Annotated in this window: 12 protein-coding genes and 1 pseudogene; 8 read left to right on the top strand and 5 right to left on the bottom strand. The window is 74.3% G+C overall.

The features are described 5' to 3' along the window. Window positions 1-97 precede the first annotated feature (97 nt). Window positions 98-778, top strand: a complete 681-nt coding sequence (locus ACZ4WV_RS25150) for a hypothetical protein (protein ID WP_465750374.1) — start codon at window positions 98-100, stop codon at window positions 776-778. Between the two features lie 41 nt (window positions 779-819). On the opposite strand, the gene ACZ4WV_RS25145 is transcribed toward ACZ4WV_RS25150, so the two are convergent. Next, entirely contained in the window at window positions 820-2151 is a 1332-nt protein-coding gene (locus ACZ4WV_RS25145) for a hypothetical protein (RefSeq protein ID WP_465750372.1), read from the bottom strand. A 456-nt stretch (window positions 2152-2607) separates the two neighbouring features. On the opposite strand from ACZ4WV_RS25145, the gene ACZ4WV_RS25140 reads away from it, so the two are divergent. Further along, window positions 2608-3717, top strand: coding sequence for a hypothetical protein (locus ACZ4WV_RS25140; RefSeq protein WP_465750371.1), 1110 nt, complete (start codon window positions 2608-2610; stop codon window positions 3715-3717). Window positions 3718-3847: 130 nt separating this feature from the next. Here the strand turns inward: ACZ4WV_RS25140 and ACZ4WV_RS25135 are convergent, their stop codons facing one another. After that, on the bottom strand, window positions 3848-4504 hold the full coding sequence (locus tag ACZ4WV_RS25135) for a response regulator (protein WP_465750369.1): 657 nt from the start codon (window positions 4502-4504) through the stop codon (window positions 3848-3850). Further along, on the bottom strand, window positions 4501-5691 hold the full coding sequence (locus ACZ4WV_RS25130; RefSeq protein ID WP_465750367.1) for a sensor histidine kinase: 1191 nt from the start codon (window positions 5689-5691) through the stop codon (window positions 4501-4503). Before ACZ4WV_RS25130 ends, ACZ4WV_RS25135 begins: the two co-directional genes overlap by 4 nt. Window positions 5692-5825: 134 nt before the next feature. On the opposite strand from ACZ4WV_RS25130, the pseudogene ACZ4WV_RS25125 reads away from it, so the two are divergent. Together ACZ4WV_RS25125 and ACZ4WV_RS25120 are read left to right on the top strand one after the other, a co-directional pair. Continuing rightward, window positions 5826-6736: pseudogene (locus ACZ4WV_RS25125) on the top strand (ATP-binding cassette domain-containing protein). Next, window positions 6733-7611, top strand: coding sequence for an ABC transporter permease (locus ACZ4WV_RS25120; protein WP_465750365.1), 879 nt, complete (start codon window positions 6733-6735; stop codon window positions 7609-7611). The pseudogene ACZ4WV_RS25125 and the gene ACZ4WV_RS25120 overlap by 4 nt, the downstream one beginning before the upstream one ends. A gap of 51 nt (window positions 7612-7662) precedes the next feature. On the opposite strand, the gene ACZ4WV_RS25115 is transcribed toward ACZ4WV_RS25120, so the two are convergent. Next, a complete protein-coding gene (locus tag ACZ4WV_RS25115; RefSeq protein WP_465750363.1) occupies window positions 7663-8217 on the bottom strand; it encodes a hypothetical protein in 555 nt (184 codons plus the stop codon). 69 nt (window positions 8218-8286) lie between these two features. Next, on the bottom strand, window positions 8287-9048 hold the full coding sequence (locus ACZ4WV_RS25110) for a tyrosine-protein phosphatase (RefSeq protein ID WP_465750361.1): 762 nt from the start codon (window positions 9046-9048) through the stop codon (window positions 8287-8289). Between the two features lie 188 nt (window positions 9049-9236). Here ACZ4WV_RS25110 and ACZ4WV_RS25105 point away from each other — a divergent pair, with 188 nt between their 5' ends. From ACZ4WV_RS25105 to ACZ4WV_RS25090, 4 genes are all read left to right on the top strand, one after another. Further along, entirely contained in the window at window positions 9237-10067 is an 831-nt protein-coding gene (locus ACZ4WV_RS25105) for a GntR family transcriptional regulator (RefSeq protein ID WP_465750359.1), read from the top strand. A gap of 78 nt (window positions 10068-10145) precedes the next feature. Next, window positions 10146-11261 carry a PucR family transcriptional regulator gene (locus ACZ4WV_RS25100; protein ID WP_465750357.1) on the top strand — a complete coding sequence of 372 codons (1116 nt, stop codon included), beginning with the start codon at window positions 10146-10148 and terminating at the stop codon, window positions 11259-11261. Between the two features lie 216 nt (window positions 11262-11477). Continuing rightward, window positions 11478-12284, top strand: coding sequence for a hypothetical protein (locus ACZ4WV_RS25095; RefSeq protein ID WP_465750355.1), 807 nt, complete (start codon window positions 11478-11480; stop codon window positions 12282-12284). A gap of 108 nt (window positions 12285-12392) precedes the next feature. Then, the gene (locus tag ACZ4WV_RS25090; RefSeq protein WP_465750353.1) at window positions 12393-14411 is read left to right on the top strand and encodes a flotillin family protein; all 2019 of its coding nucleotides are present in this window, start codon (window positions 12393-12395) and stop codon (window positions 14409-14411) included. The last annotated feature ends 47 nt before the right edge of the window (window positions 14412-14458 follow it).

The raw sequence follows: 14458 nt of genomic DNA, 5'->3' as shown, positions 1-14458 counted from the left end.
ACTGCCGGGAGGTGGGGGGGAGGAAAAACCCCCCGCGAGGGGGAGTTGTCCCCCCCGGCTCCCCCCCCCCCCCCCCCGCACCGGGGAGACTTGTGCCATGGCCGTGCCCCGCATCCTCCTCGCCGCCGCCGTGCTGACCGGTACCGCCCTGGCCTGTCTCACCGGCTGCACCCCCGCCGACTCCCGCCCGACGGTGGCCGCGGCCTCCTCCGCGGCCGCCCTCGCCGACGAGAGCGGCGACGACCTGCTCGACGACGATGACGACCTCCTGGCCGATCTCGACGGCCCCGGCGAGGTCGGCGGTTCCGGCAGTTCCGGCAGGCCCGGCAGCCCTGGCGGTCCCGGCGGTCCCGGCAGTCCTGGCGAGGAGGCCGCCGACTCCCCCGCCACCGGCCCGGTCGCCGCGCCGACCGCCGGCGACTCCTGCCCGGCTCCCGGCCGGCCGCCCGGCCACCAGGTGCTCATCGTCGTCTCCGCCGGCCCGGGCGAACTCACCGCCCAGCCCGGCCGCCGCACCTGCGACCCGCCCGGCTACCAGGCCACCGGCACCCCCGTCCACTACGGCTTCGCGGCGGCGGGCGTGACGGCCACCCTGGTCGACCGCCCGCACGGGGACGCGGCGAAGCCCGTCCGACTCGACGAGCTGATCACCCACCTCAACGACTGCCTCGCCGAGCTCGACCCGGCCGACCCCTTCGGGTGCTTCGGCAACGCCTACGACGTGGTGCTCGACTCGCACGGGCGGATCATGCGGATCGGGGAGATCGGCGCGCCGTAGGCACCGTCGGGTGGTCAGGGGGCTCAGGGGGCTCAGGGGGCTCAGGGAGTCAGCAGGGCGGCGGCCTCGGCCAGCACGGTCAGGGTCCGGCCGTCGGGGCCCCGGAGGACCTCGGGGTGGCGGGCGGTCAGCGCTGCCAGGCTCGCCCGCCTGCTGCCGAGGGTCCGCCGGTCGTGCGGGCCGGCCACCCAGGCGGTCGCGAGGGCCAGCGCGGCCAGCTCGACCAGCTGGGAACGGCGTGGGCCGGACGCTACGGAGTCGCGAGCGGCGTGCTGGACCACCGGGTTCACCCGGAGGAGATCGAGGCGTCCGGCCTGTCCGGGCGGGGTGCAGGTGACCAGGTTGAGGCGGTGCAGGGTGCGGAGCACCTCGTGGACGGCTTCGGGGGGCGCGGCGCGGAGGTGGAGGCGGGCGGGCTCGGAGGTGAGCAGGTCCACCGGGAGACGGTCGTGGTCGGCCAGCACGGAGGCGAGTTGGAGCACCGGGGTGGCCAGGCCGCCCGTCATGGCGTCCGCGTCCCGCAGCGCCGCGGCGAGGACGGCGGCGAGGGTGGCCTCCTGGGCGTCGGGGAGTGCCGCCGGGTCGGGGGCGAGCTGGGACAGCGGACGGCCTTCGAGGAGGCCGTCCCGGTAGTCGGCGACGGTGGCGCCGGTGTCGGCGCGGTCGATCAGGTAGGCGGTGGCCTGGGCGAGGGCGAGCGGAAGGTGTCCCAGGCCGGCGGCCACCTCGCCGAGTTGGGCGGCCGGAGCGGTGAGGCCGTGCGGGCTGAGCCGGTCGGTGAGGTAGGCGACGGCCTCGGCCGGTTCGAAGGGGCCGACCTCCAGGACCTCCCGGTCCGCCGTCCGCAGCGACGGGTCGCGGCGGCGGGTGGTGACGACCGTCCGGCCGTGTGGGGCGGCCGGTGGCCAGAGGGTGCGGAGGTCGGCGGGGTCCCGGAGGTCGTCGAGCACCACCAGCCAGCGGCGGTCCGTGCTCCGGAGCCAGGCCAGGAGGCGTTCGGGGCCGGCGGGCCGGGCGAGTCCGAGGTCGACGGCGGCCTGGGTGTAGGACTGTTCCACGGCCCGGCGGGAGGTCGCGGGGGCCCAGAGGAGGAAGTCGACGTCGCCGCCGGCCAGTTGCCGGTGTGCGTGGTGGGCCGCCAGCTGGCTCTTGCCGCTGCCGCACGGGCCGGTGAGGACGAGGGCGGAGGCGTGGAGGCCGGCGAGGTCGAAGCCGCGCGACCGGTGGGCGTCGGCCACGGCCGGGAGCGCGCCCAGCTGCCGGGGCGGTGATTCCCTCCGCGACGGCCCGTTGTGGGTGGTGATGCTGCCCGCCTGTACGACCATGCCGGAGAAGGTGCCGCCGCTGATCTCGTTGTGAACCGAATCGGGCATGGCACCAGTATTCCCTGGGCGGGGATTCGCCGTGATGCAGCCAAGGTAGGGCATCGGCGCGGAACCGAGAAGGCCTCAGCCGTGGGCTTTCGGTGCAGGTCACGCGGGAGGGGCGCGGGTGGCCGAATACGGTGTAGAAGGTCCTCTCAACTGTTGAGAAACGCCTTCGCTACGCGTGTCAACGGCCCGTCAGCTGCGGCCTTTTGGATTTCCATACCTTTGTCGGGTGTTTCCATGGGGCTGGTCTTACTATCGCCGTCGTTGACCCGGTTCCGACGGCGGTGCTTTGCTTCCCGCCGTCGACGGTGAACCGGTCCCTCATCCCCACGTCACCCGCGGTTCATGACGAGCCGCCAGTGCGCCCGGGCCACCGTCGTCGCGCCTCCCCCATTTGTCCCCCACAGTGCCGTCCGCGCCCTACCGGTGTGCGGTCGGCATGAGAGAGGAACCCTCACGATGGGCATGTCCCCCACCTCCCGCCGGGCGCGAGTCCGGGCCCTGACCGGGCTCAGCGCGCTGGCGCTGGCCGCCGCCGGTCTCGCCGCCGCCCCGGCCGCCCAGGCGAACCAGCCGGGCAGCGAGTTCGCCGGGAACAGCCACCCGTACCGGCACGGCACCATCCCCACCAAGGAGAGCGCCGAGCACGCCAACGCCACCTCCGCGGCCACGGCCCGGACGACCAACCTGAAGTACGGCGGCGGCGTCGACGGCATCGGTGTCACCACCGGCGCCCCGAAGGTGTACGTGATCTTCTGGGGCTCCCAGTGGGGCACCCAGGGCACCGACGCCAACGGCTACACCACCCTCTCCGGTGACCCGTCGGGTGAGGCGGTGCGCGTCCAGCAGCTGTTCAAGGGCCTCGGCACCAACAACGAGACCTGGTCGGGCGTCATGACCCAGTACTGCGAGGGCGTCGCCACGGGCTCCACCACCTGCGCGTCCACCGCCGCACACGTCGGCTACCCGACCGGCGGCGCGCTGGCCGGCGTCTGGGTGGACGGTTCGGCCGCCGCCCCGGGCCAGGCCACCGGCAACCAGATCGCCGCGGAGGCCGTCAAGGCCGCCGGGCACTTCGGCAACACCACCGCGGCCGCCAACCGCAACGCCCAGTACGTGGTGCTCTCGCCGACCGGCACCCACCCGGACGGCTTCAACACCTCCACGGGCAACTTCTGCGCCTGGCACGACTGGAACGGTGACACCACGCTGACCGGCGGCGCGGCCTCCTCGCCGTACGGCGACGTGGCGTTCAGCAACGACCCGTACGTGACCGACATGGGCACCTCGTGCGGCCAGAACTACGTCAACAGCGGCAGCGCGGGCCTGCTGGACGGCGTGACCATGGTGTTCGGCCACGAGTACTCGGAGACCGTCACCGACCAGAACCCGGCCGGCGGCTGGACCGACTCCTCGGGCGCCGAGAACGCCGACAAGTGCGCCTGGAAGGGCGTCGGCGGCACCGGCGGCTCGCAGAACGTGGCCTTCGCGACCGGCTCCTTCGCCATGCAGGGCACCTGGTCGAACGCCGTCAGCGCCTGCCAGATCTCGCACGCGATCGTCCCCTGATGACGGACCGACGCCCCCTGACGTCCTGACGCGGGGAGAGCAGGCGCCGGGGTGGGTTGTGCGGGCCCACCCCGGCGCCCTGGCGTTCTCGGGGCGCCCTCGCGTTCCCGGGCGGGCTCGGGCGCGTGGCCTAGGAAGGCGCGACGAGCCCGAACTCGTAGGCGTGGATGACCAGGTGGACCCGGTCGCGGGCGCCGAGCTTGGTGAACAGCCGGGCGACGTGCGCCTTGGCGGTGGCCACGCTGATGGTGAGCTCCTCGGCGATCTCCGTGTTGGACAGGCCGCGGCCGACCAGGGTCAGCACCTCGCGTTCGCGCTCGGTGATGCCCTCGGCGGCCGGACGCCGGACCCGGGCGGCCTGCGGGCGGGCGGCGAACTCGCCGATCAGCCGGCGGGTGATGCCCGGGGCCAGCAGGGCGTCCCCGGCGGCGGCGATCCGTATGCCGTCCAGGATGGTCTCCAGGGCGAGGTCCTTGACCAGGAAGCCGCTCGCCCCGGCGCGCAGCGCGCCGTACACGTAGTCGTCGTCGTCGAAGGTGGTGAGGACGAGGACGTGGGTGGGCAGTTCGGGGTCGGCGGTGATCCGGCGGGTGGCCTCGATGCCGTCCATGCCTGGCATGCGGATGTCCATCACGGCGACGTCCGGGCGCAGCCGGTGCACCAGCTCGACGGCCTCGGCGCCGCTGCCGGCCTCGCCGACCACCTCCAGGTCGTGGGCGTCGGCGATGAGCACCCGCAGGCCGCTGCGAATGAGCGGCTGGTCGTCGACCAGGACGACGCGGATCACGGCCTCACCTCCAGGGCGGTTTCGTCGGGGACGGGCAGTCGGGCGGCGACGCGGAAGCCACCCCCGGGGCGCGGGCCCGCGCTGAACCCGCCGTCCAGCAGGGCGACCCGCTCGCGCATCCCGGCCAGGCCGTAGCCGGTGCCGGGGGTGGCCGCCGCCGGGCCGGCGCCCAGGTCCACGACGGTGACGGCGAGTTCCTCCGGCCCGTACTCGACGGTGACCTGGCAGTCGCGGGTGCCGGAGTGCTTGACCACGTTGGTGACGGCCTCCTGGACGATCCGGTAGGCGGCGAGGTCCACCTCGGACGGGACGGGACGGGCGGTGCCGCGCCGGGTGAGCGCGACCCGCACTCCGGCGCCCGCGGTCCGCTCCACCAGCCGGTCCAACTCGGCGAGTCCGGGCGCGACTTCGAGCGGCGCCGGCTCCGAGTCGCCCTGCCGCAGCGCGCCGAGCATCCGGCGCAGTCCGGCCAGGGTCTCCCGGCTGGTGGCCTCGATGGCGTTCAGCGCGCTGCGGGTCTCGGCGGGCTGGGTGTCCATGACCCGGCTGCCCATGCCGGCCTGGATCGCGATGATGCCGATGTTATGGGCGACCATGTCGTGCAACTCGCGGGCTATCCGCAGCCGTTCGGCGGTGACGGCCTGCTCGGTGGCGCGCCCGCGCAGGGCCTCGGCGTGGGCGCGGCCCTGGTGGACGGTGTTGCCGATCAGCCAGGAGATCAGGACGGTCGCGGCGAGGCCCGCGTACGCGAGCGGGTTGACGGGGTAGTCGGCGACGGCGCCGTGGAGCATCAGCGCGGCGAGCGCGGCGAGCGGCAGTCCGAGGGCGCTCAGCGAGACCGCTCGGGAGCGGACGGCGGCGCAGTAGCCGACCACGACGTCGGCGATCAGGAACTGGAGGACCGAGGTCTCCGGGACGGTGTTCATCCCGAGCGAGAAGATGCTGCCCGCGAGCGCCACCGCGATGGCCGCCAGCGGCAGCCGGACCAGCAGGGCCGCGACCAGCGTGGTGACCACGGCCGTGACCACCAGCGGCATGTCCTCGGGATTGCCGTGGTACTCGAACAGGTGGCGCAGTTCGTCGTCCCGGGTGAAGAACCGGAACAGCACGACGGCCGTCCAGAACGCCGCCACCCACACGCCCGCGGGCAGGCGCCTGAGCAGGGGCGGGCGGGGATCGGTGATCATGGCGCGATGGTAGCGGCGGGGGTCGCGACGGCGCATCGGCCCACGGGCGTAATCCCGGGGGCGGGGGCGGGGGCCCGCGGTTGTGGCCCGCGGCCCGATGCCCGGTCACGGCGCCGACCGGCAGCGTTGCCCCCGTGATCGAGATCGAGCGACTGACCAAGCGGTACGGGGCCACCACGGCCGTCGACCAGTTGACCTTCACCGTCCGGCCGGGTGCCGTCACCGGCTTCCTCGGCCCCAACGGCGCGGGCAAGTCCACCACCCTGCGGATGATCCTGGGCCTCAACACCCCCACCGAGGGCACCGTCACCGTGGACGGCGTGCCCTTCGCCGACCGGCCGCGCGGCCTGCGGCACGTCGGCGCCCTGCTGGACGCGGGCGACGTGCACGGCGGGCGCAGCGCCAGGGCGCACCTGTCGGCGCTGGCCCGCAGCAACCGGATCCCGCTCGGGCGGGTGGACGAGGTGCTGGCGGAGGTCGGCCTCGGCAAGGCCGCCGGGCGGCGGATCGGCGGCTACTCGCTGGGCATGAAGCAGCGTCTGGGCATCGCCGGGGCGCTGCTCGGCAACCCGCCGGTGCTGCTCTTCGACGAGCCACTGAACGGGCTGGACCCGGAGGGCGTGCTCTGGGTGCGCGGACTGTTCCGGCGGCTCGCGGGCGAGGGGCGGACGTATTCGTCTCCAGCCACATGATGGCCGAGATGGAGCACACCGCCGACCACCTGGTGGTGATCGGCCGCGGCCGGCTGATCGCCGACCAGAGCCTGGCCGAGTTCTCGGCGCGCAACGCGGTGACCTCGGTGGCCGTCCGGACGCCCGGACTCGCCGCTTTCGCCGGGGTGTTGCGGGCCGAGGGGGCCGAAGTGCGGCGGATGGAGGAGCAGTTCGGTGTCGTCACCGGGCTGGCCGCCGGGCGGATCGGCGAACTCGCCCTGCGGCACGGCGTGGTGCTGCACGAGCTGGCCGAGCGGACGTCGTCCCTGGAGTCCGCGTTCATGTCCCTGACCGCGGAAAGCGTCGAATACCCGGCAGGAGAGGCCCGATGAGCACCGCGACCCCTGGCCGTACCGTGACCGCCGGCCGTCCGTCGGGCGTCCACCCTGCCGAGCCCGCACCCCGGTTCACCAATCTGCTCGCCGCCGAGTGGATCAAGTTGCGCTCACTGCGGTCGACGTACTGGGTGCTGGCGCTCGCCTCGCTGGTGGCGATCGCGGTCAACGTGAACGCGGTGCACACCGACCTCACCTACATCGACCACCCGCCCGCGCCCAAGCCCGGCTTCCAACCCTCCCCGTACGACCCGCTGTTCCACGGCCTCGGCAACATCGGCAGCGACCTGATGGCGATCGCGGCCGGCAGCCTCGGCGCGATCACCGTGTTCGGCGAGTACACCACCGGCATGATCCGCACCACCTTCGCGGCGGTACCGGACCGGCGGGGCGTGATCGCGGCCAAGGTGCTGCTGATCGGCGGGATCACCGCACTCGCCGGTGGGGTGGTGTCGACGGGCTCCTTCTTCAGCATCAACGCGATGCTGGCCTCCCGGCACGTCGGGCTCTCCATCACCGACGACGGCTGCCTGCGGGCCGTGCTCGGCTACACGGCGATCGTGCCGACCTGCGCACTGATCGGGATGGCGCTGGGCGCGCTGCTGCGGCACGCCACCGCCTCGATCGTGTCGCTGGTGGTGCTGATGTTCATCCTGCCGCTGATGTTCGGCGGGGACCGCTACCGCTGGCTGAAGGAGATCGGCACCCACCTGCCGCTGTCCACCGTCAGCCGGCTCACCATCAACCCCGACTCGACCACCACCATGGGGAGGTACGCGCCGAGTGTGCTGGACTCCTGGATCACCATGGGGGTGTGGGCGCTGGTCGCGGTGGTGGTGACGGCGGTCCTCGTGCGGCGGCGGGACGTGTGACGTCCCGGGGGCGTCCGGGGCACCTTGGGGCGTCCTGGACGCCCCAGCGGGCTAGGGGACGACCTGGGCGCCGATCAGCCCGTGCCCGGCCCCGGCGGCGGCGCGCCAGACGGGCGGCACGGCGTCGAGGAGGCCGCCCAGGTCGTCCGTCCGCAGCGCCTCGCGGGCCCGCTCCTCGACCGCCGCCCGCTCGTCCTCCGCCAGCTGGAAGACCGCCTCGACCGCGGGCAGCGCGGTCCTCACCTCCTCGGCGGTGAGGACCAGGTCCCCGAACCAGCCGGGCAGCCCGGCCAGCCGCTCGGGGCCGAGGCCGTGCGCCAGGCCGAGCAGCGGGTAGCGGTTGCGGGCCGACACGGCGGCGTGCGGGCCGGCCTCCCCGCAGTCCTGCCAGGCCGCGTACAGCCCGTCCAGGTCCTCCCCCAGTGGCCCGACCGCCAGGTGCTCCAGTTCCTCCGGCCGCAGTCCGTGCCGTTCCCATCGCCGCCTCAGCGCCCGGTGGCGCGGGATCGCGGCATGGGCCTCCACGGCCGCGCGCAGCCGGGGGCCGTGCCGCTCCAGGGCGGCGGCGGGCGCGGGGATCAGGAACCACAGGCCGGAGTAGCTCACGGCCTGCCAGCGTAGGCGCCGGGGCCGACAGCCGGCAGCCGGCGCCTCGGGGCTGACCGGCTCGGCGCCTCAGGCCGCTGCGGCCGCCGCCTTGGCGCGGAAGGCGCCGAGGGTGGCGGCGTCGACGCCGCAGGCGGGGAGGAAGGCCGCCGCGCCGCCGTGATGGGTGCGGACGCGGTGGAGGAAGACGCTCATCGCCTCGGCCGGGGCCTCCAGCAGGGGCGCCGGGATGGTGAGGTGCCGGCCGTCGGGGCCGGTGACGCGGGCGGGGCCCTGCCGGTTGAGGGCGGTGCGGTGGCGTTCGGCGAGGTTGGCGAAGATCTGCGGGAGGGCGTCGGCGGTGCGGGCGTAGTCGGCGACGATGCGCTCGGCGGGAACGCCGAGCAGGTCGAGCAGCAGGGCGGTCAGCAGGCCGGTGCGGTCTTTGCCGGCGGCGCAGTGGAGCAGGACGGCGCCGGGGCGGGCGGCGGCCGCGACGGCGGCGGCGACGGCCTCGGGGGCGGATTCGGCGAGCAGCACGTAGAACTCGCCGAGGTCGGCGGCGGTGGTCATGGTGCCCATGTGGGCGGTGAGGGCTTCGGTGGCGGGGTTCACCGGGGCGGCGACGACGGCTATGCCGGCGGCCTCGGCGGCGGCCCAGTCGGCGGGGTGGGTCTCGCGCGGGTCCCGAAGGTCGACGACGGTGCGGATGTCGCAGGCGCGCAGCTGGGCGACGACGGCCTCGTCGGCGGCCGGGTACGGCTGGGCGGAGCGGTACAGCACGCCGGGGCGGATCCGTAGGCCCTCGGGGTCGCTGAGGACGGCGGAGTCACGGAAGTTGACCAGGGTCATGCGAGGGCCTTTCGGTGGAGCCGCCACGGGAAGGAACGACATCTAGACGTCTGGATGTCTAGCTCCTCGCGGGGGTGCCGGGCAAGCCGCGGCCCGCGGCACCCCTCCATCCCCCGGCGACGGGCCACAGCGAGCCGGGACCGGGCGACGGCGAGCCGGGCCCCGGGGCCGCTTCGTAGGATCGGTCCGTGGCGACGAACCCCCCGAGCACTCCCCCGCGCGTTCCGCTGTACCGTCGGCTGGCCCGGCGGCTCCAGGAGCGGATCGACGCCGGCGGCTACCCGGCGGGCGCGCGGCTGCCCAGCGAGCCGGAGCTGAGCGCCGAGTTCGGTGTGAACCGGCTGACCGTGCGGCAGGCGGTCGCGGAGCTGGAGCGGGCGGCCGTGGTGGAGATCCGCCGGGGCGTGGGCACCTTCGTCCGCCCGCCCGCCGTGCGGGCGTCGATCACGGTGGATCCGCGCAGCCAGCGCTTCGACCTCGGCAGCCTGCACGGGGCGCTGCCCGAGGGCGCCCGGGACGGTGCCGGCCCGGGCGACGCCGACCGGAGCGGCCCCGACCACGGCGGCGCCGACCGGGGCGACGGCGAGTTCGTGGTGGCCGCGCCCGCCGTCACCGGCTCGGCGGAGGACGAGGAGGTGGCCCGCCAGCTGGGCCGTACGCCCCGGGAGCTGTCCCGGGTGGATTCGGTGATCCGCCTCGGCGGCCGGGCCCGGGCGGCGTGCAGCTACTGGGTGCCGTTCGGCCCGCTGCCCGCCGAGCTGGTCCGGCCGGGCCGCGCCGGGAACCTGGTGCTGGACCTGGCGCGGGCCGCCGGGGTGGAGCTGGAGTACGACTGGCGGGCCTTCGGCGCGATCGGCGCGGACCTGGCGGACGCCGAACTGCTCGGCGTGCCGGCCGGCACCCCGCTGCTGGTGCGCGAGGGGGTCAGCTGCACCCCGGACGGCGCCCCCGCGCTCTACGTCCGGCGCCGGATCGACGGCAGCAGCGCGCGCTTCGTCCTGCACTTCCGGGAGCGGTGAGCGGCCGGCTCCGGACCGTATCGGCCCTGCTAGAGTTCGCCGCCGACATTCACGCCGCACGGGGGTTGGCAGGACACGGTGAACGAGGCGAACGAGTGCGACATACCCACCGAACTGGCCGAGGCGTACCTCGGCCTGCTGGCCGACGTCTCCCGCACCGGGCGCCTGCTGCGCCGGGACGAGCTGGAGGGCCTGCGCCGGCTCGGTGAGCGCTGCGCCGAGGCCGGCTACGGGCTGCGCGAGGTGGTCGCCCAGTGCCTGGCGACCGCCCGGCGGGCCTGGCAGACGCTGCCCGGGACGACCGCCGCGAGCAGCGTCGGCGAGCTGCGCCGGATGGGCGACGCGGTGCTGGCCGCCACCGATGCCGCGCTGGCCGCGCTCGGCGAGGGGCACGAGCGGGCGCAGCGGCTGGCGATCCGCCAGGAGGAGGCGGCACGGCGGGAGTTCATCGACGACCTGCTGTTCGGCCGCAGCGACCTGGGCCTGCTGGCCGAGCGCGCGGAACGCTTCGGGCTGCGGCTGGCGGGCGCGTACACGGTGGCGGTCGCGGTGGGGGACGAGCCGTTCGCGGACGTCCATCCGCTGGTGCACCGGGTGGAGCGCGAGCTGACCGGCCGGTTCGGCGAGCGGGACGTGCTGCTGGCCAGCAAGGACGGCCGGCTGGTGTGCATCGCGCCGGACTCGGAGCGGGCCGTCCTGGCGGCCTTCGCGGACCTGACGCTGCGCCCCGGCCCCGGCTACCGCCCGGTGCAACGGGTGGCGACCGGCCGCCGGCACTCGGGCGCGAGCGGGGTGCTGCGCAGCTACGAGGAGGCGCTGGACGCGCTGGACTACGCCCAGCGGCTGGACCTGCCGGCCAGGCAGCTGAGGGCCGAGGAACTGCTGGTCTTCCCGGTGCTGATGCGCGACCGGGCGGCCATGGCCGATCTGGTGCGCAGCGTGCTGGGCCCGCTGACCGAGGCGCGCGGCGGCGCCCGTCCGCTGCTGGACACCATCGCGGTGCAGGCGGAGGCGGCGTACGTGAACGCGGAGGCGGCGCGCCGGCTGGGGCTGAGCGTGCGCACCCTGGGCTACCGGCTGGAGCGGATCAAGACGCTCACCGGCTACGACCCGGCGGACGCGCTGCAGCGCTTCACCCTGGAGACCGCGGCGATGGGCGCGCGGCTGCTGAACTGGCCGGAGCAGCCGCTCTAGTGACCTGAGTCGGAGGCGGGTTCAAACGCGGGTGACCTGCTCGGACCGATCCTGTTGCCGGGTTGTCACAGTGTCACCGCGGGCGTGCGTACCAGGGTGTCAAAGACGCGTGAAGATTGCCGGATCCTGGCAATGTGCGGACGCCGTCCCCGCTGCCATGATCTCCCCCGGCGCCGAAGTGCGGTGCCGTGGGGAAGACGGGGGAGCGTGGCCGGGATGGGGGGATTCTTCGCGGCCGCGCTGGCCTTTCCGACGGCGCTGTTCAGCTTCGCGCTCGTGGTGGTCGTCGGGTACTGGCTGCTGATGCTGTTCGGCGGCCTGGTGCCCGGCGCCCTGCACGGGGGGCACGGCGGCGGGCACCACCTGGGTGCCGGGCACGGCGGGCACGTGGGCCCGGTGGGTCACGTCGGACACGGTGTCGGGGGGCACGGTGTCGGGGGGAGCGTGGCCCACGGGGTGCCCGGCGGGGGAGCCGGCCACGGCGTCCACGGGGGTGCCGGCGTCCACGGGGGTGCCGGCGCCCACGGGGGTGCCGGCGCCCACGGGGGGAAGGGCGCGGACCACCACCCGGGCGGGCTGGAAAAGCTGGGGCTGGGCGGGGTGCCCGCGACGGTGGCGGTGTCGCTGCTGGTCGCGCTCGCCTGGTTCGTCAGCCTGGCCGGCACCGTCTACACCTCGGGGGCGCCGGCGCGCGGCAGTGTGTTCGCCGTCGCGCTGGTCGCCTCCTGGGCCGGCACCCGGGCGCTGGTACGGCCGCTGCGGCGGCTCTTCCCGGAGGACCGGCCGACCACCCGTGGGGACTTCGTCGGCCGGGTCTGCGTGATCCGCACCGGCCGGGTGACCACGGACTTCGGGCAGGCCGAGGTCACGGCCGAGGACGGCTCCACCGCGACCGTGCAGGTCCGGGTGCTCGACGCCGAGCCGGAGCTGACGGTCGGGCGCACCGCCCTGGTCTTCGACTACGACGCGGACGGCGAGCACTTCCTGGTGGCGCCGTTCGACCCCTCGCCACCGGGCGTCTGAACACCCTGACGCCGCGCCGTGCGCCGCGCCCCGCTCCGCGCACCATGCACCGTCATTTCGCTGGTCATCCACCTACTTCGCACCACCATCCCGTCAAAGGACTCCGTGATGGACACCATCGCCGTGGGTTTCGGCGTGCTCGTCGCCGTCGTGCTGCTCATCCTGTTCGCCCTGCTGCTGTTCGTGGGCCGGCTGTTCCAGAAGGTCGAGCAGGGCAAGGCACTGATCGTCTCCCGCACCAAGAAGGTGGACGTCACCTTCACCGGCACGATCGTCCTGCCGATCCTGCACAAGGCCGAGCTGATGGACATCACCGCGAAGACGGTGGAGATCCACCGGGCCGGCCGGGACGGCCTGATCTGCCGCGACAACATCCGCGCGGACATCCGGATCTCCTTCTTCGTCCGGGTGAACAAGACCGTCGAGGACGTCATCAAGGTCGCCCAGTCGATCGGCACCGTCCGGGCCAGCGACCCGCAGGCGATCCAGGACTTCTTCGCGGCCAAGTTCGCCGAGGCGCTCAAGACCGTCGGCAAGCAGCTGGACTTCACCGACCTGTACACCCACCGGCACGAGTTCCGGGACCAGATCATCGCCGTCATCGGCACCGACCTCAACGGCTACACCCTCGAGGACGCGGCCATCGACCACCTCGAACAGACGCCGATGAGCCAGCTGGACGGCGACAACATCCTGGACGCCCAGGGCATCCGCAAGATCACCGAGCTGACCGCGATCGAGCACGTGCGTACCAACGAGTACCAGCGCACCGAGGAGAAGGAGATCACCCGGCAGAACGTCGACGCCCGGGAGACCGTCCTGGAGCTCGAACGCCGCCAGGCCGACGCCGAGATCCGCCAGCGCCGCGAGATCGAGACCCTGCGGGCCAAGGAGGACGCGGTGATCGCCCGGGTGCAGGAGGAGGAGCGGCTCACCGCCCAGACCGCCTTCCTGCGCACCGAGGAACTGCTCGGCGTGCAGCGGGAGAACCAGGCGCGCGAGGTCGCGGTGGCGCAGAAGAACCGCGAGCGGGTGATCGCGGTGGAGAACGAGCGGATCGAGCGGGACCGCCTGCTGGAGGTGGTCGGCCGCGAGCGGGAGACCGAACTGGCCGTCATGGACAAGCAGAAGGAGGTCGAGGCCCGTCGCCGGGAGGTCGCCGACGTGGTCCGCGAGCGGGTCGCGGTCGAGCGCACCGTCGCCGAGCAGGAGGAGTCCGTCAAGACGCTGCGCACCACCGAGGAGGCCGAGCGGGTGCGCAAGGCGGTGGTCATCCAGGCCGAGGCGGAGGCGCAGGAGCGGCTCGTCAAGGACATCAAGGCCGCCGAGGCCGCCGAGCAGGCCGCCTCGCACAAGGCCCGCGAGGCGCTGCTGCTGGCCGAGGCGCGGCAGCGGGCCGCCGAGCTGGACGCGGCCGCCAAGGTCCGGCTGGCCGAGGGCATCCGGGCGGAGGCCGCCGCGGAGGGGCTGGCCCGGGTGCAGGTGCGCGAGCAGGAGGCCGTGGCGGTGGAGAAGGTCGGCCGCGCCGAGGCCGCCGTCCAGACCGAGAAGGCGAAGGCCGCCGCGCTGGAGGTCGGCGCCAGGCTCAAGGCCGAGGCGGAGGGCCTGACCGAGAAGGCCGCGGCGATGGCCAAGCTGGACGAGGCCTCGCGCGGGCACGAGGAGTACCGGCTGCGGCTGGCCGCCGAGAAGGACGTCCGGCTGGCCGGACTGGACGCGCAGCGGCAGATCGCCGAGGCGCAGGCCGCGCTGGTCGCGGCCGGGCTGGAGAAGGCGAAGATCGACATCGTCGGCGGGGACTCGGTGTTCTTCGACAAGCTGGTGCAGTCGGTGACGGCCGGCAAGAGCGTGGACGCCTTCGTCGGCCACTCCGCGACCGCCCAAGCCCTGGCCGGGCCGTGGCTGGACGGGCGGGCCAGCTTCACCGAGGACCTCACCCGGATGCTCTCCTCGGTGTCCACGGCGGACGTGCAGAACCTGACGGTCTCCGCGCTGCTGCTCCGGATGATCGGCGCCGGCGGCGGCGAGCAGGCCGGCCAGCTGCGGCAACTCCTGGACTCCGCGAAGAAGTTGGGCATCGCGGAGACACCGATCGGGGCGCTGGCCCCGGTGAACGGCGCCAAGTAGCCATCGGCCCGGCACCAGAGGCCCCTCAGCACCCCGGCACCCCAGCA

The sequence above is a fragment of the Kitasatospora sp. NPDC029312 genome (assembly GCF_055569215.1).
The sequence above is the reverse complement of the archived record's forward strand: the minus strand, read 5'-3'. Positions and strand labels throughout refer to the sequence as shown.

Coding starts and splice junctions, on each gene's coding strand:
- ACZ4WV_RS25095 (WP_465750355.1), top strand. CDS start 11,478: ATGGGGGGATTCTTCGCGGCCGCGCTGGCCTTTCCGACGGCGCTGTTC.
- ACZ4WV_RS25140 (WP_465750371.1), top strand. CDS start 2,608: ATGGGCATGTCCCCCACCTCCCGCCGGGCGCGAGTCCGGGCCCTGACC.
- ACZ4WV_RS25130 (WP_465750367.1), bottom strand. CDS start 5,691: ATGATCACCGATCCCCGCCCGCCCCTGCTCAGGCGCCTGCCCGCGGGC.
- ACZ4WV_RS25120 (WP_465750365.1), top strand. CDS start 6,733: ATGAGCACCGCGACCCCTGGCCGTACCGTGACCGCCGGCCGTCCGTCG.
- ACZ4WV_RS25110 (WP_465750361.1), bottom strand. CDS start 9,048: ATGACCCTGGTCAACTTCCGTGACTCCGCCGTCCTCAGCGACCCCGAG.
- ACZ4WV_RS25150 (WP_465750374.1), top strand. CDS start 98: ATGGCCGTGCCCCGCATCCTCCTCGCCGCCGCCGTGCTGACCGGTACC.
- ACZ4WV_RS25090 (WP_465750353.1), top strand. CDS start 12,393: ATGGACACCATCGCCGTGGGTTTCGGCGTGCTCGTCGCCGTCGTGCTG.
- ACZ4WV_RS25145 (WP_465750372.1), bottom strand. CDS start 2,151: ATGCCCGATTCGGTTCACAACGAGATCAGCGGCGGCACCTTCTCCGGC.